24 protein-coding genes are annotated in these 18810 nt (G+C 69.6%); 21 read left to right on the forward strand and 3 right to left on the reverse strand.

Annotated features, from left to right (window positions below; all coding sequences use genetic code 11):
- Positions 1-3: 3 nt before the first annotated feature.
- The 18 genes from FLL47_RS18345 to truA all read left to right on the forward strand — a co-directional run bounded on the left by FLL47_RS18345 (position 4) and on the right by truA (position 11437).
- On the forward strand, positions 4-189 hold the full coding sequence (locus FLL47_RS18345; RefSeq protein ID WP_144121757.1) for a type Z 30S ribosomal protein S14: 186 nt from the start codon (positions 4-6) through the stop codon (positions 187-189).
- 70 nt (positions 190-259) lie between these two features.
- Positions 260-667, forward strand: coding sequence for a 30S ribosomal protein S8 (gene rpsH, locus FLL47_RS18350; RefSeq protein WP_120317131.1), 408 nt, complete (start codon positions 260-262; stop codon positions 665-667).
- A gap of 12 nt (positions 668-679) precedes the next feature.
- On the forward strand, positions 680-1231 hold the full coding sequence (gene rplF / locus FLL47_RS18355) for a 50S ribosomal protein L6 (protein ID WP_144121758.1): 552 nt from the start codon (positions 680-682) through the stop codon (positions 1229-1231).
- Positions 1228-1617 carry a 50S ribosomal protein L18 gene (gene rplR / locus FLL47_RS18360; protein ID WP_144121759.1) on the forward strand — a complete coding sequence of 130 codons (390 nt, stop codon included), beginning with the start codon at positions 1228-1230 and terminating at the stop codon, positions 1615-1617. Before rplF ends, rplR begins: the two co-directional genes overlap by 4 nt.
- A 17-nt stretch (positions 1618-1634) precedes the next feature.
- On the forward strand, positions 1635-2261 hold the full coding sequence (rpsE, locus tag FLL47_RS18365; RefSeq protein ID WP_144121760.1) for a 30S ribosomal protein S5: 627 nt from the start codon (positions 1635-1637) through the stop codon (positions 2259-2261).
- Between the two features lie 2 nt (positions 2262-2263).
- Positions 2264-2446, forward strand: coding sequence for a 50S ribosomal protein L30 (rpmD, locus tag FLL47_RS18370; protein WP_120317127.1), 183 nt, complete (start codon positions 2264-2266; stop codon positions 2444-2446).
- On the forward strand, positions 2446-2889 hold the full coding sequence (gene rplO / locus FLL47_RS18375; RefSeq protein WP_120317126.1) for a 50S ribosomal protein L15: 444 nt from the start codon (positions 2446-2448) through the stop codon (positions 2887-2889). Before rpmD ends, rplO begins: the two co-directional genes overlap by 1 nt.
- A gap of 313 nt (positions 2890-3202) precedes the next feature.
- Positions 3203-4531, forward strand: a complete 1329-nt coding sequence (gene secY, locus FLL47_RS18380; protein WP_144121761.1) for a preprotein translocase subunit SecY — start codon at positions 3203-3205, stop codon at positions 4529-4531.
- A 70-nt stretch (positions 4532-4601) separates the two neighbouring features.
- The gene (locus tag FLL47_RS18385) at positions 4602-5255 is read left to right on the forward strand and encodes an adenylate kinase (RefSeq protein WP_120317124.1); all 654 of its coding nucleotides are present in this window, start codon (positions 4602-4604) and stop codon (positions 5253-5255) included.
- A gap of 224 nt (positions 5256-5479) precedes the next feature.
- Positions 5480-6316, forward strand: a complete 837-nt coding sequence (gene map, locus FLL47_RS18390; protein ID WP_246158179.1) for a type I methionyl aminopeptidase — start codon at positions 5480-5482, stop codon at positions 6314-6316.
- 402 nt (positions 6317-6718) lie between these two features.
- The gene (gene infA, locus FLL47_RS18400) at positions 6719-6940 is read left to right on the forward strand and encodes a translation initiation factor IF-1 (protein WP_007073013.1); all 222 of its coding nucleotides are present in this window, start codon (positions 6719-6721) and stop codon (positions 6938-6940) included.
- 85 nt (positions 6941-7025) lie between these two features.
- Entirely contained in the window at positions 7026-7139 is a 114-nt protein-coding gene (rpmJ, locus tag FLL47_RS18405) for a 50S ribosomal protein L36 (RefSeq protein WP_020520458.1), read from the forward strand.
- Between the two features lie 185 nt (positions 7140-7324).
- On the forward strand, positions 7325-7705 hold the full coding sequence (gene rpsM, locus FLL47_RS18410; protein ID WP_144121762.1) for a 30S ribosomal protein S13: 381 nt from the start codon (positions 7325-7327) through the stop codon (positions 7703-7705).
- Between the two features lie 44 nt (positions 7706-7749).
- Positions 7750-8157, forward strand: coding sequence for a 30S ribosomal protein S11 (gene rpsK / locus FLL47_RS18415; protein ID WP_120317122.1), 408 nt, complete (start codon positions 7750-7752; stop codon positions 8155-8157).
- A gap of 14 nt (positions 8158-8171) precedes the next feature.
- Entirely contained in the window at positions 8172-8798 is a 627-nt protein-coding gene (rpsD, locus tag FLL47_RS18420; RefSeq protein ID WP_120317121.1) for a 30S ribosomal protein S4, read from the forward strand.
- Between the two features lie 90 nt (positions 8799-8888).
- A complete protein-coding gene (locus tag FLL47_RS18425) occupies positions 8889-9911 on the forward strand; it encodes a DNA-directed RNA polymerase subunit alpha (RefSeq protein WP_120317120.1) in 1023 nt (340 codons plus the stop codon).
- A gap of 43 nt (positions 9912-9954) precedes the next feature.
- Positions 9955-10443 (forward strand): 50S ribosomal protein L17, encoded by a 489-nt coding sequence (rplQ, locus tag FLL47_RS18430; protein WP_144121763.1) that lies wholly within the window; start codon positions 9955-9957, stop codon positions 10441-10443.
- Positions 10444-10573: 130 nt separating this feature from the next.
- Positions 10574-11437: a tRNA pseudouridine(38-40) synthase TruA gene (gene truA, locus FLL47_RS18435; RefSeq protein WP_144121764.1), complete on the forward strand. Its 864-nt coding sequence runs from the start codon at positions 10574-10576 to the stop codon at positions 11435-11437.
- Positions 11438-11535: 98 nt separating this feature from the next.
- Here truA and FLL47_RS18440 read toward each other — a convergent pair whose 3' ends face one another.
- The gene (locus tag FLL47_RS18440) at positions 11536-12945 is read right to left on the reverse strand and encodes a hypothetical protein (RefSeq protein ID WP_144121765.1); all 1410 of its coding nucleotides are present in this window, start codon (positions 12943-12945) and stop codon (positions 11536-11538) included.
- 265 nt (positions 12946-13210) lie between these two features.
- On the opposite strand from FLL47_RS18440, the gene FLL47_RS18445 reads away from it, so the two are divergent.
- Together FLL47_RS18445 and FLL47_RS18450 are read left to right on the forward strand one after the other, a co-directional pair.
- Positions 13211-13831: a class I SAM-dependent methyltransferase gene (locus FLL47_RS18445; protein WP_144121766.1), complete on the forward strand. Its 621-nt coding sequence runs from the start codon at positions 13211-13213 to the stop codon at positions 13829-13831.
- Positions 13832-13848: 17 nt separating this feature from the next.
- Entirely contained in the window at positions 13849-15555 is a 1707-nt protein-coding gene (locus FLL47_RS18450) for an ABC-F family ATP-binding cassette domain-containing protein (protein ID WP_144121767.1), read from the forward strand.
- Positions 15556-15572: 17 nt separating this feature from the next.
- Here the strand turns inward: FLL47_RS18450 and FLL47_RS18455 are convergent, their stop codons facing one another.
- Positions 15573-16511: a GlxA family transcriptional regulator gene (locus FLL47_RS18455; RefSeq protein WP_144121768.1), complete on the reverse strand. Its 939-nt coding sequence runs from the start codon at positions 16509-16511 to the stop codon at positions 15573-15575.
- An 82-nt stretch (positions 16512-16593) separates the two neighbouring features.
- On the opposite strand from FLL47_RS18455, the gene FLL47_RS18460 reads away from it, so the two are divergent.
- On the forward strand, positions 16594-17187 hold the full coding sequence (locus FLL47_RS18460; RefSeq protein WP_144121769.1) for an MBL fold metallo-hydrolase: 594 nt from the start codon (positions 16594-16596) through the stop codon (positions 17185-17187).
- 284 nt (positions 17188-17471) lie between these two features.
- On the opposite strand, the gene FLL47_RS18465 is transcribed toward FLL47_RS18460, so the two are convergent.
- On the reverse strand, positions 17472-18791 hold the full coding sequence (locus FLL47_RS18465; protein WP_144121770.1) for a glycoside hydrolase family 18 protein: 1320 nt from the start codon (positions 18789-18791) through the stop codon (positions 17472-17474).
- Positions 18792-18810 lie beyond the last annotated feature (19 nt).

An 18810-nucleotide genomic window follows, 5' to 3' on the forward strand; every position in this document is an offset into this window, starting at 1 on the left:
CACATGGCCAAGAAGGCGCTGATCATCAAGGCTGCGGCCAAGCCGAAGTTCGCGGTGCGCGCGTACACCCGGTGCCAGAAGTGCGGTCGGCCGAAGGCCGTCTACCGCAAGTTCGGGCTCTGCCGGATCTGTGTTCGGGACATGGCTCACAAGGGTGAGCTGCCCGGCGTGTCCAAGGCTTCCTGGTAAATCCAAGGCTTCCCCTTCGCCGTAGGCCCGGTGTGACACCGGGAACCGCGGCGAGAAAGGCTGATAAACAATGACGATGACCGACCCGATTGCAGACATGCTCACGCGTCTGCGCAACGCCAACCAGGCGTATCACGACCGGGTGGCGATGCCCTACTCGAAGATCAAGGCGAACGTGGCCGAGGTTCTCAAGGCCGAGGGCTACATCGCCGCCTGGGCAGTCGAGGAGCCCGCAGAGGGCGCCGTCGGCAAGAGCCTGATCGTCGAACTGAAGTTCGGCCCGAACCGGGAGCGGAGCCTGGCCGGCATCCGGCGTGTCTCCAAGCCCGGCCTGCGGGTTTACGCCAAGTCCCCGGAGCTGCCGCGTGTTCTCGGCGGTCTGGGTGTGGCGATTATTTCGACGTCTCAGGGGCTGCTCACCGACCGGCAGGCCCGTAAGCGCGGGGTGGGCGGGGAAGTCCTCGCCTACGTCTGGTGAGGAAGGTCTGCAATGTCGCGAATCGGACGTAAGCCGATCACGGTGCCTTCCGGCGTCGAGATCACCATCGATGGCCAGACCGTCAAGGTCAAGGGCCCCAAGGGCGAGCTCCAGCACACGCTGAGCGAGCCGATCATCGCCGAGCGCGGTGAGAGCGGCGAGCTGCTCGTCACCCGCCCGAACGACGAGCGTCGTGCCAAGGAACTGCACGGTCTCTCCCGTACCCTGGTCGCCAACATGATCGTCGGCGTCACCGAGGGCTACAAGAAGAGCCTGGAGATCAACGGCACCGGTTACCGCGTCACCGCCAAGGGTTCGGAGCTCGAGTTCGCGCTCGGCTTCTCGCACCCGGTCGTGGTGGCCCCGCCGGCCGGCATCACCTTCGCGGTGGAGCGCCCGACGCTGTTCCACATCTCCGGCATCGACAAGCAGCTTGTCGGTGAGATCGCCGCCAACATCCGGAAGATCCGCCCGCCGGAGCCCTACAAGGGCAAGGGCGTCAAGTACCAGGGCGAGGTCATCCGCCGCAAGGCCGGTAAGGCTGGAAAGGCAGGTAAGAAGTGACCGCCACGCTGCTCAAGCGCCGCAACGGCGTCGCCGCCAAGCGGGCCGTCGGCAAGGCGCGTCGGCACTTCCGCATCCGCCGGAACCTCAGCGGCACTGCCGAGCGTCCCCGCCTGGTCGTCAACCGCACGCTCCGCCACATCTGGGTCCAGATCGTGGATGACACCAAGGGTCACACCGTGGTGTCCGCCTCGAGCATGGATGCCTCGATCAAGGGCGCCGAGGGCGACAAGAGCGCCATCGCCGGCAAGGTGGGCGCTCTGCTCGCCGACCGGGCGAAGGCTGCCGGAATCACCAAGGTCGTCTTCGACCGCGGTGGCAACCGCTACGCGGGCCGCATCGCGGCTCTGGCGGACGCCGCACGCGGCGCTGGACTCGAGTTCTAGGAAAGGTGGCTGGGATAATGCCAGGACCACAACGCCGGGGCACGGGTTCCGGTAGCAGTGAGGGCGGCGACCGCGGTGGTCGCGAGCGCCGTGGCCGCGGCGATGGCCGTGGCAACGCGCCGGTCGAGAAGACTCCGCATCTCGAGCGGGTCGTCACGATCAACCGCGTGGCCAAGGTCGTCAAGGGCGGTCGGCGCTTCAGCTTCACCGCGCTGGTGATCGTCGGTGACGGCGACGGCAACGTCGGCGTCGGCTACGGCAAGGCCAAGGAGGTGCCCGCGGCTATCGCCAAGGGTGTCGAGGAGGCCAAGAAGCACTTCTTCCGGGTCCCCCGGATCGGCTCCACCATCCCGCACCCCGTGCAGGGTGAGGCGGCGGCCGGTGTGGTGCTGCTCAAGCCGGCCAGCGCCGGTACCGGTGTCATCGCCGGCGGCCCGGTGCGCGCCGTGCTGGAGTGCGTGGGCATCCACGACGTGCTGTCGAAGAGCCTCGGCTCCTCGAACCCGATCAACATCGTGCACGCCACGGTCGCCGCGCTGAAGATGCTGGAGTCCCCGGAGGCCATCGCGGCTCGCCGCGGGCTGCCGGTCGAGGACGTCGCGCCGGCCGCGCTGCTGGCCGCGCGTGCGGGAGCGGGTGCGTAACGATGGCACGTTTGAAGGTCACCCAGTTGCGGTCCGACATCGGGCGCAAGCGCAACCAGCGCGAGTCGCTGCGTTCGCTCGGGCTCAAGCGGATCAACGACGTGGTGGTGAAAGAGGACCGTCCCGAGATTCGGGGCATGATCTTCGCGGTCAGCCACCTCGTGAAGGTCGAGGAGGTTGAGTAATGACGATCAAGATCCACCACCTCCGCCCGGCGCCCGGTGCCAAGACCGCCAAGACCCGTGTGGGTCGTGGTGAGGGCTCCAAGGGCAAGACCGCCGGTCGCGGTACCAAGGGTACGAAGGCCCGCTACCAGGTGAAGCCGTCGTTTGAGGGTGGGCAGATGCCTATCCACATGCGGCTTCCGAAGATGAAGGGCTTCCGGAACAAGTTCAAGGTCGTGTTCCAGGTCGTGAACCTGGACCGGCTCGCGGAGCTGTTCCCCAACGGCGGCCAGGTCGGCCCGCTGGAGCTGGCTGAGGCCGGTGCCGTCCGCAAGGGCCACCCGGTCAAGGTGCTCGGCACCGGCGAGCTCGGCGGCGTGAAGCTCCAGGTGTCGGCGCACGGTTTCAGCGCCACCGCCAAGGAGAAGATCGCTGCCGCCGGCGGCTCCGTGACGGAGCTGTAAGCGACAGTCGCAGACGTGGCGCCCGACCGACCTTGGTCGGGCGCCACGCTCGGCTTCGGGCATCTGCGGGCAAGACGCAGGTCGTTGCCACTGGGCACGAGCGCTGCCAAGGCCTAGGCTGGCACAGATATGTGCCGCGCAGACCTGACCATTGAGGGTCGGGACTGTTAGAGTCCGATCCCAGCTACGCGTAAACTGCGCGTGGCGCGGTGAAGGCCGACCGTAATGGTCACGGCTCAGCCGAACCAAGTCACCAGTCACGCCCCTTACACGACAGCCACCGGCCCCCGGTGCCGCGCGCAGGAGGAAGAAGTTGCTCTCCGCTTTTGTCAGTGCGTTCAAGACGCCTGACCTGCGCAAGAAGATTCTGTTCACGCTCGGGATCATCGCGCTCTATCGCCTCGGTGCCACGCTGCCCAGCCCCGGTGTCTCGTACGGGAACGTGCAGAAGTGCATCACCGCCATGGAGTCGGGCACCGAGAACGGCGTCTTCACGCTCCTTAACCTCTTCTCCGGCGGCGCTCTGCTGTCCCTGTCGGTCTTCGCGCTCGGCATCATGCCGTACATCACGGCGTCGATCATCCTGCAGCTGCTCACCGTGGTCATCCCGCGGCTCGAGCAGCTCCGCAAGGAGGGCCAGTCCGGCCAGGCGAAGATCACCCAGTACACCCGCTACCTGACCCTGGGTCTCGCCGTCCTGCAGTCCTCGGCCTTCGTGGCCCTGGCCCGCTCCGGTCAGCTGTTCCAGGGCGCGTGCGACGACTTCCCGATCGTGCCGAACACCCAGATGCCGCAGTGGGTCACGCTGACCGCGCTGGTCGTCACCATGACCGCCGGCACCGGTGTCGTGATGTGGCTCGGCGAGCTCATCACCGACCGCGGCGTGGGCAACGGCATGTCCGTCCTGATCTTCACCTCCATCGCCGCCCGCCTCCCCAGTGAGGGCTGGCAGCTCAAGGAGTCGAAGGGCTGGTGGGGCTTCGTCGGCGTGCTCGCGCTCGTCGTCGTGGTCATCGCGCTGGTGGTGTACATCGAGCAGGCTCAGCGCCGCATCCCGGTGCAGTACGCCAAGCGCATGGTCGGCCGGCGTATGTACGGCGGAACCTCGACGTACATCCCGCTGAAGGTCAACCAGGCGGGTGTCATCCCGGTCATCTTCGCGTCGTCCCTGCTCTACCTGCCCACCCTGGCCCTGCAGTTCATGGACCAGAACGACCCGGGCACGGTCCAGCTCTGGCTGCGCAACTACCTGACCGACCCCAGCAAGTGGAGCTACATCCTGCTCTACTTCCTGATGATCATCTTCTTCACGTACTTCTACGTCTCGATCACGTTCAACCCGACCGAGATCGCGGACAACATGAAGAAGTACGGCGGCTTCGTGCCGGGTATCCGGCCGGGCAAGCCCACCGCCGACTACCTCGACTTCATCCTGAGCCGGATCACCCTGCCGGGCGCGCTCTACCTCGGCATCATCGCGATCCTGCCCAACATGTTCTTCATCTGGCTTGACTCCCAGGCCTACCAGAACTTCCCCTTCGGCGGCACCGCGGTGCTGATCATGGTGGGTGTGGGTCTGGAGACGGTCAAGCAGATCGAGAGCCAGCTCATGCAGCGCAGCTACGAGGGGTTCCTTCGATGAGCCAGCGGGCGCAGCGGATCGGCGGCGCGTTCTCGCGCCGCCGGTTCGCCGGTTTCAGTGAGGTGCCGTGATGAGGCTGGTGCTGGTGGGTCCGCCGGGAGCGGGCAAAGGTACGCAGGCGGAGTTCATCGCCTCGCACCTGTCCGTGCCGAAGATCTCGACGGGTGACATCTTCCGGGCCAACGTTTCGCAGGGCACCCCGCTCGGCCTCGAGGCCAAGCGCTACATGGACTCGGGCGGCCTGGTGCCGGACGAGGTCACCATCAACATGGTGCGCGGCCGGCTGGCCGAGGCCGACGCCGCCGACGGCTTCCTGCTCGACGGCTTCCCGCGCACCGTGCCCCAGGCCGTGGCGCTGGACAAGATGCTGGCCGACACGGGTGCGAACCTGGACCTGGTGCTGGAGCTCATCGTCGACAACGACGAGGTCATCCGGCGCCTCTCCGGGCGACGCACCTGCCACGGCTGCGGCAAGATCTGGCACATCGAGTTCGACGCGTCGAGCCGCGAGGGCCTCTGCGACCGCTGCGGCGGCGAGCTCTACCAGCGCGACGACGACAAGGCCGAGACGATCGCGGAGCGGCTGAAGGTGTACGCCCGCGACACCGCGCCCCTGGTCGACCACTACGGTGCGCAGGGCCGCCTGGTCGGGATCGACGCCACCGGGCCGGTCGAGGACGTCACCGAGCGGGCCATCAACGAGCTGCGCTCGTTCAGCGCGTAGCATTGCCTGGCGCTCGGCGGTGGGGCCGGCGCCTGCGAGGGTCAGCCATTGCACTAGCCGGACGCGGTCGGACCTTTCACGGTTCGTCCCGCGCCCAGGCGACAGGCTGCCGCCGTCCGTGCGACGGCGGAGCGCTCACCCCGCGGACGTGAGGCGACGAAAGCGCCAGACGGTCCCGCCCGGGCAGGAAACGCCCGGCAGGACCGGGCCGGTGGGGGAAGGCAATGGCCGAGCACATGGACATCGAGATCAAAACGCCTGAGCAGCTGCACCTGATGCGTGCTGCCGGGCTGGTGGTGGCGGCCGCGCTGGCGGCGGCCCGCGAGGCGGTCAAGCCCGGGGTCAGCACCGCCGAGCTGGACGCCGTGGCCGAGGACGTGATCCGGTCGCACGGGGCGGTCCCGTCGTTCAAGGGCTACCACGGCTTTCCGGGCACCATCTGCTCGTCGGTGAACGAGCAGATCGTGCACACCATCCCGAATCCCAAGCACGTGCTCGCCGAGGGCGACCTGATCTCGATCGACTGCGGGGCCATCCTGAACGGCTGGCACGGCGACGCGGCGATCACGGTCGGCGTCGGGGAGACCCGGCCCGACCTGCTGCGCATGGCCGAGGTGGCCGAGGAGTCCATGTGGGCCGGGATCGCCGCCGCGGCGCGTGGCGTGCGATCGGGCAACGGGCGGCTGACCGACATCTCGTGGGCCGTGGAGTCGGCGGTGCGCAAGGCGCCCCGCAAGTACGGCATCGTCAAGGGATACGGCGGCCACGGCATCGGCACCGCCATGCACCAGGATCCGCACATCCACAACCACGGCCGACCCGGTCGCGGCCCGAAGCTGGTCCCCGGCATGGCCCTGGCCATCGAACCGATGATCACGATGGGCTCGGCCCGCACCGTGGAGCTGAACGACGGCTGGACCGTCGTCACCACCGACGGCTCACACGCCGCGCACGTCGAGCACTCCATCGGCCTGTTCGACGACGGCGTCTGGGTCCTCACCGCCCCCGACGGCGGCCGCGCCCGCCTCGGCGACCTGCTCACCGCCACCGCCACCGCCTGACCCACCGCCCCGGCCCGCCCGGCCCGCCCGGCCTCGCCCGGCCCGCCCGGCCTCGCCCGGCCCGCGCGGCCTCCGGCCGCCCCTCCGCTCGCAACTCTTAATGAGTCGCGGGCTCCGAGGGCATCTGTAGGCGCAACTCTTCAAGAGTTGCGACCCGGGAGGTGGGCCCGGACGGGAGGGCGGGGTGTGGGGTCCGACACTCCCGGCCGCGGGGGTCGGGGGGTGGTTTGGTGTCGATGCCGAGGTGGGCGTAGACTGGTCAATCGGCGCACCGCGTCCACTCCGCCATGCTCCCCGCGCTTCGGGGGTCCGGCGGAACCGCGGCTGGCGCGATCCGGTTCGACCGGGTCGTGATGGACCAGGTGAGCCGACCCATTCACCCTATGTCAGGTAGCGGAGGATATGCCGAAGAAGGACGGGGCCATCGAGATCGAGGGCCGAGTTATCGAGCCACTCCCGAACGCAATGTTCCGGGTCGAGCTCGCTAACGGCCACAAGGTCTTGGCCCACATCAGCGGCAAGATGCGTCAGCACTACATTCGCATCCTGCCCGAGGACCGGGTCGTCGTCGAGCTCTCGCCGTACGACCTCACCCGCGGGCGGATCGTCTACCGCTACAAGTAATCGAACTGACTCCACCGGGGTGAGTCCGTGTCCGTCTTTCCTGGCTCGACGCTGTTCGGGCCGGGAGTAGCAGCAAAGGCGAGCCGTGAAGGTCAAGCCGAGTGTCAAGAAGATCTGCAACAAGTGCCGCGTCATCCGCCGGCACGGCCGGGTCATGATCATTTGTGACGACCCGCGCCACAAGCAGCGCCAGGGCTGATTTCAGCTCCCCGGCAACGCCTGTCGTTGCAGCATCACCAGCAATAGCTCGTTCCAGCCGCGGGAACGCTCCGACTTGTCGGACAGCTCTGCGGATCAACCCCCGGTCGGAGGCCGGGGCCCCACCTGGGCAGGTGGGGGATGGATCGGGCGCAGACCTCCGCAAGCTACGAGGAGCAGCCCAGCATGGCACGTCTCGTCGGCGTCGATCTCCCCCGCGAAAAGCGGCTGGAGATCGCGCTTACCTACGTTTACGGCATCGGCCGCACCCGCTCGGCGCAGCTTTGCTCCGCCACGGGCATCGACCCGAACAAGCGGGCGAAGGACCTCACCGACGAAGAGGTCGTCCAGCTTCGTGACTACATCGAAGCGAACTTCAAGGTTGAAGGTGACCTGCGCCGCGAGGTCGCCGCTGACATCCGCCGCAAGGTGGAGATCGGTTGCTACGAGGGCATCCGGCACCGCAAGGGCCTGCCTGTCCGTGGACAGCGCACTCGCACGAACGCTCGTACCCGCAAGGGCCCGAAGCGCACCGTGGCCGGCAAGAAGAAGGCCGGCAAGAAGTAAGCCTGTCCCGTTAGCAATCGCATCTAGAAGGAGCGCATAAAGATATGCCACCCAAGGCACGCGCTGGGGCCGCTGTAAAGAAGGTCCGGCGTAAAGAACGCAAGAACGTCTCCCACGGGCAGGCGCACATCAAGAGCACGTTCAACAACACCATCGTGTCCATCACGGACCCGACCGGTGCTGTGATCTCGTGGGCCTCCGCCGGCCAGGTCGGCTTCAAGGGCTCGCGCAAGTCGACTCCGTTCGCCGCCCAGCTGGCCGCCGAGGCCGCTGCGCGTCGCGCGATGGAGCACGGCATGCGCAAGGTCGACGTGTTCGTCAAGGGTCCGGGCTCTGGCCGTGAGACCGCCATCCGTTCGCTGACCGCTGCCGGTCTCGAGGTCGGGCAGATCTCCGACGTCACGCCGCAGCCGCACAACGGATGCCGTCCGCCCAAGCGTCGCCGGGTCTAAGGGGAGATAGACAAATGGCTCGTTACACCGGCGCAGACTGCCGCCGTTGCCGTCGTGAGAAGGTCAAGCTGTTCCTCAAGGGCAGCAAGTGCGATGGGCCCAAGTGCCCGTTCGAGTCGCGCCCCTTCCCGCCCGGCCAGCACGGCCGCGGTCGCACCAAGGAGTCCGAGTACCTGCTGCAGCTTCGTGAGAAGCAGAAGGCCCGTCGTATCTACGGCGTGCTGGAGAAGCAGTTCCGCGGCTACTACGAAGAGGCCAACCGCAAGTCGGGCAAGACGGGTGAGGTTCTGCTGCAGATCCTCGAGTCGCGCCTCGACAACGTGGTCTACCGGGCCGGCCTGGCCAAGTCCCGTGACCACGCCCGTCAGGTCGTGAAGCACGGTCACTTCCTGGTCAACGGCAAGAAGGTCGACATCCCGTCGTACCGCGTCACCGAGCACGACATCGTCGAGGTCCGGGGCAAGTCCCGCGAGCTCACGCCGTTCGTGGTGGCGCAGGCGGAGGCCGGCTCGCGCGGCGTTCCGGCCTGGCTGGAGGTCATCCCCAGCCAGTTCAAGGTTCTCGTGCACTCGCTTCCGGCCCGCCAGGTGATCGACACCCAGGTCCAGGAGCAGCTGATCGTCGAGCTCTACTCCAAGTAGTAGTGCTCTGGCCGGTGCGGCATCACGCCGCACCGGCCGCCGTTACGCGTGGCGTCAAATAGTGGGCGCCCAACGTATAGGAGTTCACCAGTGCTTATCTCTCAGCGGCCGACTCTCACCGAAGAGTCGATCAACGAGACCCGCTCCCGGTTCACCATCGAGCCGCTCGAGCCCGGGTTCGGCTACACCCTCGGCAACTCGCTGCGTCGTACGCTGCTCAGCTCGATCCCGGGCGCGGCCGTCACCAGCATCAAGATCGATGGTGTGCTGCACGAGTTCACCACGATCCCCGGTGTCAAGGAGGACGTGGTCGAGCTGGTCATGAACGTCAAGGACCTGTGCGTCTCGTCGGAGCACGACGAGCCGGTCAGCATGTACCTGCGCAAGCAGGGCCCTGGCGACGTGACCGCCGGCGACATCCAGCCCCCGGCCGGTGTCTCCGTGCACAACCCGGACCTCAAGCTCGCGACCCTGAACGGCAAGGGCCGGCTCGACATGGAGCTGACCGTCGAGCGGGGCCGGGGTTACGTCACGGCGGCGCAGAACAAGAACGCCGGCGCCGAGATCGGCCGCATCCCGGTCGACTCGATCTACTCGCCGGTGCTCAAGGTGACCTACCGCGTCGAGGCGACCCGTGTCGAGCAGCGCACCGACTTCGACCGTCTGATCATCGACGTCGAGTCGAAGGCGTCCATCTCGCCGCGGACCGCGCTGGCGTCGGCCGGTTCCACCCTGGTGGAGCTGTTCGGCCTCTGCCGCGAGCTCGACGAGACCGCCGAGGGCATCGACATCGGCCCGTCGCCGCAGGACGCGCAGCTCGCTGCCGACCTGGCGCTGCCGATCGAGGAGCTGGACCTGACCGTCCGCTCCTACAACTGCCTCAAGCGCGAGGGCATCAACTCCGTCGGTGAGCTCATCGGGCGCACCGAGGCGGACCTGCTCGACATAAGGAATTTCGGGCAGAAGTCCATCGACGAGGTGAAGATGAAGCTCGCCGGGATGGGTCTGGGGCTGAAGGACTCGGCTCCGAACTTCGACCCGGCTCACGTCGTGGACTCCTACGGCGACGCCGATTACGACACTGACGACTACCGCGAGACCGAGCAGCTGTAACTGAGACTGCCTCGGCAGCTCGGATAGACATCAAGGAGCACCAATGCCCACGCCCACCAAGGGTCCCCGCCTCGGGGGCAGCCCCGCGCACGAGCAGCTGATCCTGGCCAACCTGGCCACGGCGCTGTTCAAGCACGGCCGGATCACCACCACCGAGACCAAGGCCAAGCGGCTGCGCCCGCTGGCCGAGCGCCTCATCACCAAGGCCAAGCGGGACGACCTCGCGGCTCGCCGCGACGTCCGCAAGACGATCGGCGAGCGGGACACGTTCGTGGCCCTGTTCGAGCAGATCGCGCCGCGCTTCGCGACCCGTCCCGGTGGCTACACCCGGATCGTGAAGGTCGGCCCGCGCAAGGGTGACAACGCTCCGATGGCGATCATCGAGCTGGTCGAGGAGCTCGAGGTGGCGGCGCCCGCGGCGCCCGCGAAGGCTGCCAAGGCCCAGGCCAAGAAGGCTGCGCAGGAGGACAAGGTCGCCGTTCTGTCCGGCGAGGCCGACGAGGCTGCCGACGAGGCCGCTGACAAGGCCTGACGTTCCACCGGTCGGAGCTCCTCTCCCGCTGCTCACGCAGCCGGGAGGGGAGCTTCGCCGTTTCCGCAGGCCTCCGCCTGCGTGGACGCCGTCACGGGGCCGATCCCGGGCGGCAGAGGAGGAGTGGGAGATGGCGCGGGTACGGCTGGACGTCGGTTACGACGGCACGGACTTCTCCGGCTGGGCGGCGCAACCGGGTCGGCGTACCGTCGCCGGGGTCTTGCTGGCCGAGCTGGAGAAGGTGTTCGGGCCCGGCAACCCGGCCGGCCTGACGGTGGCGGGTCGCACCGACGCCGGGGTGCACGCGACCGGCCAGGTGTGCCACGTCGACCTGCCCGAGGATCGCTGGCGGGCGCTCGCCCCGACGCTGGTGCGCCGGCTGGCCGGGCTGCTGCCCGGGGACGTGCGGGTGTGGTCGGCCCGCGAGGTTCCGGCGGACTTCGACGCGCGTTTCTCGGCACTGTGGCGCCGTTACGAGTACCGGGTGACCGACACCGAGGCGGGCCCGAGCCCGCTGCGCCGTCGCGACACCCTGTTCTGGCTGCGCCGGCTGGACCTCGATCGGCTCAACGCCGCCGCGGCAGGGCTGTGCGGGGAGCACGACTTCGCGGCCTTCTGCAAGCGCAAGGAGCACGCGACCACGATCCGGCACATCACCACGATGTCGTGGCGGCGCGAGCCGGACGGAGTGCTGGCCGCCACGGTGCAGGCCGACGCGTTCTGCCAGGCGATGGTGCGCAGCCTGGTCGGGGCGATGCTGACGGTCGGGGACGGCCGGCGGGAGCCGGACTGGCCCGCGTCCCTGCTGACCCGCACCGAGCGCGTCAGCGACGTACTGGTCGCCCCGCCGCACGGGCTGAACCTGATCGCGGTGGGCTACCCGGACGAGGCGGAGTTCGCGGCCCGCGCCGAGCAGACCCGCAACCTGCGCGGGGTACCCGCCGGCCTGCGTACGGCCGACCCGGCCCGGCAACCCGCCCACGACGCGCCCTGACGAATCGGCAGCTCGCAACAGCGCAGCTCACAGGCCCATTGACGTTAAGAAGGGCACCTTCTACAACGCATAGCGATGTGAAGGTGCCCTTCCTTCGCTCAGCCGGCGGAGGTGGCGGGGGTGCCGGCGGTGGTGATGGGGTCGCTGGCGCGGTCTTCGAGGACCTTGCCACGCAGGTAGAACTCGATCACGTCGAAGAGGATCTGCTTGGCGAACGGGTCGCCGATCGGGATCTCGCCGCCGTCGGATCGGGCGATCACGCAGTAGACCAGGTAGTGGCCGCGGATGTTCCAGCCCGCGTGGGTCGAGGCCAGCGCCAGCGGCTTGGTGACGCTGTTCTTGGCCTGGCGGTCGGGCGCGTAGCCGAGGAAGCGCCCCTTGCCGTCGTCGACGATCGGCTTGATCGCCTCGTACGCCTTCTCCGCGTTGGCGACCGTGTCCAGGTTCACGATGCCGCCGGTGACCAGGTAAGCCCCGTTGGGCGAGCGCATCGTGCCGCGCACCACCTGGGAGCAGCCCAGGTCCGTGATCAGTTTGCTGATCTGGCCGCTGGCGGCCGCCCGGCAGTCCGTGAGCACCTGCGGCTTGATGACCGCGTACACCTCGGTCGGCTTCTTCGGGTCGATGACGATCTGCTTGCCCGGGAAGACCTCGTTCGCGGTGAGCGGCTTCGGGTCGACCTTGCGGGAGGTGATGTCGATCGGCGTGGCGGTCGGCGGCGGCGAGGTGTTGGCCTGCGCGCCGGTGCCCTTCTTCTCGTCCAGCACCATGAGGAAGGAGCCGACGCCGCACACGGTCAGCACGGCCAGCACACCGAGCACGCTCAGCGCCTTCTTCCAGCGGCCGGACATGTTCGGGTTCACCGCGAGCCGCTGCCAGCCGGCGGCCACGCCGGGCTCGCCCGCCGCGGCCGGGCGTGGCCCGGTGCGCCGCGGCGGAGGTGGCGGGGGAGGCGGGGGCGCGATGGTGGGCCGGGTGGGCGGTGACGGCGCCACCCGTACCGGCATCGCCGGGTTCGGCGCGGTCCGCGGCGGCATGCCGGGACGCTCGGGCACGATGCCTGGGGAGACCGGGGTCGCCGGCGGCGCGGAGCGCTGGCGGGGCTCGGTGACGTTACGGCGGGGCGGGGCCCCTGGCGGGCTGGCTGGAGGAGCGCCTGGCGCGAATCCGCGTCGCATGGTGGGCGGAGGGTCCTCGACCCCCCGCGGGCGCGCCAGCGCGCCGTTGCGGGCGCCGGGAGGCTCGCCGGGCACGTTGCGCCGGGGCGGCTCACCGATGCGCGGCTCGCCACGGCGAGGCGGCTGGTATCCCTGCGGTGCGGCCGGGGTCCGGGGACCCGGCGCGTGGCCGGGTCCGTCGGGGCGACCGGGCTGCTGCGGCGGCATGGCTCGGCCGCCGGGGCGGCCGGGCACCGCGCCGGGATGCTCGCGTGGGGGTTTGCGCTCCACGAACCCGTCGAAGCGGTCGGGGTTCTGCGGCGGTTCGGGTGCGCGGCGGCGGCCGGTCACTCCGGCGGCTCCGCCTCCGGCGGCTCCTGTCCGGCTTGGTGACTCAGAGTCATGGGCACTGTCGCGTAGTGACCCGTGCCGACCGGCGCCCGTATCCCCGGGTAAGCGGGGACCGGGCGTCTCTCGGTCGCGCGGGTCACGACGGGAAGATGGCGGCCAGTCCCCCGAACCGGCGCCGTAGCCGTGAGCCATGTCGCACAGCGTAATGGACGACACAGTCGCCAATAACCCTGCGGCCGTCGAGTCCGTCCGTTCGGGGGAGAATATGCGGGTGGGCGAGCATTACTTCACTGCGGAGCCGGGCGCGTCGGCGCGCCCGCGCGAGGTCGTTTTCACCATCGAGGGACAGGAGTACGACCTGGTAGCAGCGGGTGGTGTGTTTTCTGCCACACGGCTCGACCCCGGCACGACGGTGCTGCTGAAAAAGGGCGAACTGCCCACGCCGGAAGCCGCCGGAAAATTCTTGGACCTCGGCTGCGGGTACGGCCCGATCACCATGGTGCTGGCCACCAGGGCCCCGCGCGCCGAGATCTGGGCCGTCGACGTCAACTCGCGTGCCCGCGACCTCACCGAGGAGAACGCGCAGCGGCTGAAGGTGGCCGACCGGGTGCACGTCGCCGAGCCCGACGGGGTGCCGGCGGAGGTCGAGTTCGCGCAGATCTGGTCCAACCCGCCGATCCGGGTGGGCAAGGAGGAGCTGCACCAGCTGCTGCTGCGCTGGCTGCCGCGGCTCGCCCCGGACGGCACGGCCTGGCTGGTCGTCGCCAAGCACAAGGGTGCGGACTCGCTGCAGCAGTGGCTCGGCGCCCAGGGCTGGCAGGCCGACCGGCACGCCAGCGGGTCGGGTTTCCGGGTGTTGAAAGTGACTCGCCCTCGGCCTGCCTGATCAGGCACTATTCCGGCGTGGGATACGTGGATGTGGCCGGCGTGGCGTACACGCTGCCGGATGGGCGCGAACTCTTCTCCGACGTGTCGTTCCGCGTCGGCGAAGGGGCCAAGGTGGCGCTGGTCGGCCCGAACGGGGCGGGCAAGACGACGCTGCTGCGCATGGTCTCCGGCGATCTGCCCGTGACCACGGGCGGCATCGCGCGCTCGGGCGGTCTCGGGGTGATGCGCCAGTTCATCGGCATGCTGGGCTCCTCGGCCGCGACCGGGGTGCCCGGCGGGGCCGAGATGACGCTGGCCGAGATGGCGCTGGGGCTGGTCGAGCCGCGCCTGCAGGCTGCTGGTGCGCGCCTGGTCAAGGCGGAGCAGGCCATGCGGGTGGCGGATTCGCGCGGCAAGCTGACCAGCAGCGCCCAGCAGGCGCAGCTGCGCTACGCGGAGGCGCTGTCGGCGTTCGGCGAGGCCGGCGGCTACGAGGCCGAGGTGCTCTTCGACACCGTGGCCACGCTCATCCTGGACCTTTCCTGGGACGAGTGCCGGGACCGGCCGGTGCGCACCCTGTCCGGCGGGCAGCAGAAACGCTTCGCGCTGGAGCTGCTGCTGCGCGGCACCGACGAGGTGCTGCTGCTCGACGAGCCGGACAACTTCCTCGACGTGCCCGCCAAACGCTGGCTGGAGCAGCGGCTGCGTGAGTCGAAGAAGTCCGTCCTCTACGTCTCGCACGACCGGGAGCTGCTCAACCAGACCGCTGACCGGGTGGTCGCGGTCGAGGGCGGCAGCGCCTGGACGCACGTCGGCTCGTTCGCGGCGTGGCACGAGGCGCGGGTCGCCCGCCACGACAGCATGGAGGAGCGCCGCCGCCGCTGGGACGAGGAGCACGAGAAGCTGCGCACGCTGATGCTGATGTACAAGCAGAAAGCGGCCTACAACGACGGCCTGGCCTCGCGATACCAGGCCGCGCAGACCCGGCTGCGCAAGTTCGAGGAGGCCGGCCCACCGCCGCTGCCGCCCAAGGACCAGCAGATCCAGATGCGGCTCAAGGGCTCCCGCACCGGCAAGCGCGCGGTCATCTGCGAGCAGCTGGAGCTGGAGAACCTGACCTTCCCGTTCGACCTGGAACTCTGGTACGGCGACCGGCTGGCGGTGCTCGGCGCGAACGGCACCGGCAAGTCCCACTTCCTGCGCCTGCTGGCGCAGCAGGCGCACGGCGGCGAGGACTCCGGGCGTTCGGCCGACGGTGCGACCCACGCGAAGGTCAAGCACACCGGCGTCGTACGCCTCGGCGCCCGGGTCGTGCCCGGCCACTTCTCGCAGACCCACGACCGGCCCGACCTGGCCGGCAGGGAGCTGCTCGACATCCTGTGGCGCGGCGACACGCATCGGCCGTCGCTGGCCCGCGAGGCCGCGTACAAGGTGCTCGATCGCTACGAGCTGGCCAAACAGGCCGAGCAGCGCTTCGGCACGCTCTCCGGCGGCCAGCAGGCCCGCTTCCTGGTGCTGCTGCTGGAGCTGAGCGGCATCACCCTGCTGCTGCTCGACGAGCCCACCGACAACCTCGACCTGGCCAGTGCCGAAGCCCTGGAACAGGGCCTGCTCGGCTTCGAGGGCACCGTCGTCGCGGTCACCCACGACCGCTGGTTCGCCCGCAGCTTCGACCGCTTCCTGCTGTTCCAGGCCGACAACGAGGTGGTGGAGACTCCCGAGCCCGTCTGGGACGTGCGCTGATCCCCCTTACCCGGGGGTCAGCGCGGGGCGAGGTGGAAGGCGCGGCGGTAGGTGCGCGGGGGGACGCCGCGGCGGCGGGTGAAGTGCTCGCGCAGGATGCCGGCGGAGCTGAAGCCGACCCGCCGGGCCACCTCCTCGACCGGCAGGTCGGTGGCCTCCAGCAGCTCTTCGGCGCTGTTGAGCCGCTGCGCCAGCAGCCAGGCGTGGGGCGTGGAGCCGGTGGCGTCGGCGAACCGGCGCAGGAAGGTGCGCCGGCTGGCCAGCGCACGTGCGGCCAGCTCGTCGACGGTGATCGGGCGGTGCAGGTTGTCCCGGGCCCACGCCAGCACCGCGCCGAGGCGCAGATCCTGCGCGCCGTCGGGGACGGGCGCCGCCACGTACTGCGCCTGACCGCCCTCGCGGTGCGGTGGGATCACCAGGTCCCGGGCGATGTCGTTCGCGGCCGCCGCACCGTGCTCCCGGCGGACCAGGTGCAGGCACATGTCCAAACCGGCCGCCGCGCCCGCGCCGGTGACGACCGGGCCCTCGTCCACGTAGAGGACGTCGGAGGCCAGGCGCACCGCCGGATACCGGGCGGCGAAGTCGGCGGCGAACCGCCAGTGCGTGGTCGCCCGCCGTCCGTCGAGCAGGCCCGCCTCGGCCAGCGTGTACGCCCCGACGCAGTGGCCCGCGACGATCGTGCCGCGGGCGTATGCGGCCTGGAACGCGGTCAACGCCGCCGCGGGCGGGGGCTCCCGGAAGCGGCCGCCCGGCAGCGCCAGCACCAGGTCAGCGGTGGCCAGCCGGGCGAGCCCGGCGTCCACCTGGACCTCGAGTCCGAGGTCGGTGCGCACCGGGCCGGGCCGGTCGGTGCAGACGGCGAAATCGAAGCGGCCGGTGAAGACCTCGCCGACGAGGCCGAGTGCGAACGCCGCCACGCCCTCGGGCGCGTACGCCGCCACCGACCGGAATGCCATGCCCGCGATGATGGCACGTTTCCGGCGATCGGTGGCATCCGTGCCACTCGTCATGATCGGCATCACCCGCGACGATGATCATATGAACGACGCACCCCACGGCCGTGCCGCCGCCCTCCACATCCTGGCCACCGGATACACCACTTCGACCGGCCCCGGCGTGGCCGCGACCGTCTCCCTGGTAATCGACGGCGACCTGCGCATCGTGTTCGACCCGGGCATGGTCGCGCACGCCTCGGTCATCCCCGACGCGCTCGCCGCACTCGGGCTGACGCCGTCGGACGTCACCGACGTCGTGCTCAGCCACCACCACCCGGACAACGTCCTCAACGCCGGGCTGTTCACCGCGGCGCGTATGCACGACCACAAGGCGATCTACCGGGGTCACGAGTGGACCGACCGGGACGCCGAGGGCTACGCGTTCTCGGACTCGGTACGGCTGATCAGCACGCCGGGCCACAGCCATGAGGACATCACCCTGCTCGTCGGCACGCCGGAGGGCGTCGTGGCGCTCGCCGGCGACCTGTGGTGGCGGGCGGACGGGCCGGCCGACGACCCGGTCGCGCCGGACCGTGCTCAGCTGCGCGCCAGCCGCGAACGGGTCCTGGCCGCGGCCGATCGCGTGGTCCCCGGCCACGGCGCGCCGTTCACCCCGAACGGCACCACGCCCCGATAGACCGCCCTGTGCACAACTCCTTGCCCGGGTCAGGTTTCTGCAGCTGGGACATACCTGCCGAGTGACTTTGCTCTGCACCCAAAGCTTTGCTCTGCACCCACCGGCGCAACGGCCGCGCGTTCCGTTGCGCCGGCGGGTGCAGAGCAAGCGAATGGGTGCAGAGCAAAGTCAACCGAGGGGTATGTCGCAGCCGGCGGAACGTGGCGGGTGCGACCGGTAGGCCGCGGCACCGGGCACGGCGCCCGGTGCCCGGTGCCGCGGCGCGGGCTGCGCCCTGCCGCGGGTCAGCTCAGGCCGTTGTGGATCGCGGTGGTGAGCTCGCCGGTGGGGGTGTCGCCATCGAGGGACCAGGCCATGGTCCCGCCGAGCCCGTTGGCTTTGACGTACGCCGTCTTCTGGGCGATGACCTGCGGGGTGTCGTAGGACCAGAGGGCGCTGCCGCCGTACTTCCAGGACGCGCCCGCGACCGGGTCGTAGAAGACCGTGCCCTGTTTGGCGATCACCTTCTTGTAGTCTTCGACGCCGTCCTCGTAGGTGCCCCGAGCGGCGCCGCTCGCCGGCTGATACAGGCCGTTGGCGGTGCTGCCGACGCCGGTCCAGCCGCGGCCGTAGTACGGGATGCCGACTACGATCTTGTTCGCCGGTGCCCCCTGGGCGCGGTAGGTGTCCACGGCCAGGTCCACGCTGAACGGCGACGACGGCGTGGAGTAGAGGTTCGCCTGGTGCCCGGTGACCGGGTCCCACGCGCCGACCAGGTCGTATCCCTGCACGGTGGCGAAGTCGAGGTAGGAGAACAGCGGTGCCGTCTCGATCCCCGCGTTGATCTTCGCGGGGTCCGCGGGCAGGAACGCGCTGAGCGAGTAGGTCCGCCCGACCTGGGCGCCGTACGCGTCGAGCTGGCTGCGGAACTCGGCGGCCAGCAGCGTGTAGTTGTGCTTGTCCTCGGGCCGCACCACGTTGCCGGTGTTGCCCTCGGACGCGGGCCACTCCCAGTCCAGGTCGAACCCGTCGAACACGCCGGCCGCGCTGCCCGCGCCGCCGTGCGGCGAGGTGCCGATGAAGGGCAGGTTGCCCTTGATGAACATGTCGATGCAGCTGGCGACCATCGCCTGGCGCGAGGCCGGGGTGAGCGCGGCGTCGGAGAAGTACTTGGACCAGGTCCAGCCGCCCAGCGACAGCTGGATCTTCAGGTGCGGGTACATCGCCTTGAGCTTGCGCAGCTGGTGGAAGTTGCCGGCCAGCGGCTGGCTCACCACGTCCCCGACGCCGTCGACGGACTCGCCCGACTTGAACCGCTTCTGGTAGTCGGCCCAGGCGTCGCCGACGCCCGCCTCGTTCGCCTCGAAGCAGCGGCCGTCGGCGCCGACGTTGGCGAACGCGTAGTTGATGTGTGTCAGTTTCGCGGCCATCCCGGAGGTGTGCAGGTTCTTCACCAGGAAGTTGCGGCGGTAGATGCCCCACTGGACGAAGTAGCCGACCTTGACGTATCCGGCGGCCGCGGCCGCGGCGCCTTCGGCGGGTGCGGGTGCGGCCTGAGCTGGAGTGGAGGCGACGGCCGCGGTGCTGCCCAGGATGAGGGCGACGAGGGCGAGGCGGGTTCTCATACCAAGTCAAGGTAACTGT

It is taken from the genome of Catellatospora sichuanensis, assembly GCF_007483665.1.
Taxonomy (GTDB): domain Bacteria; phylum Actinomycetota; class Actinomycetes; order Mycobacteriales; family Micromonosporaceae; genus Catellatospora; species Catellatospora sichuanensis.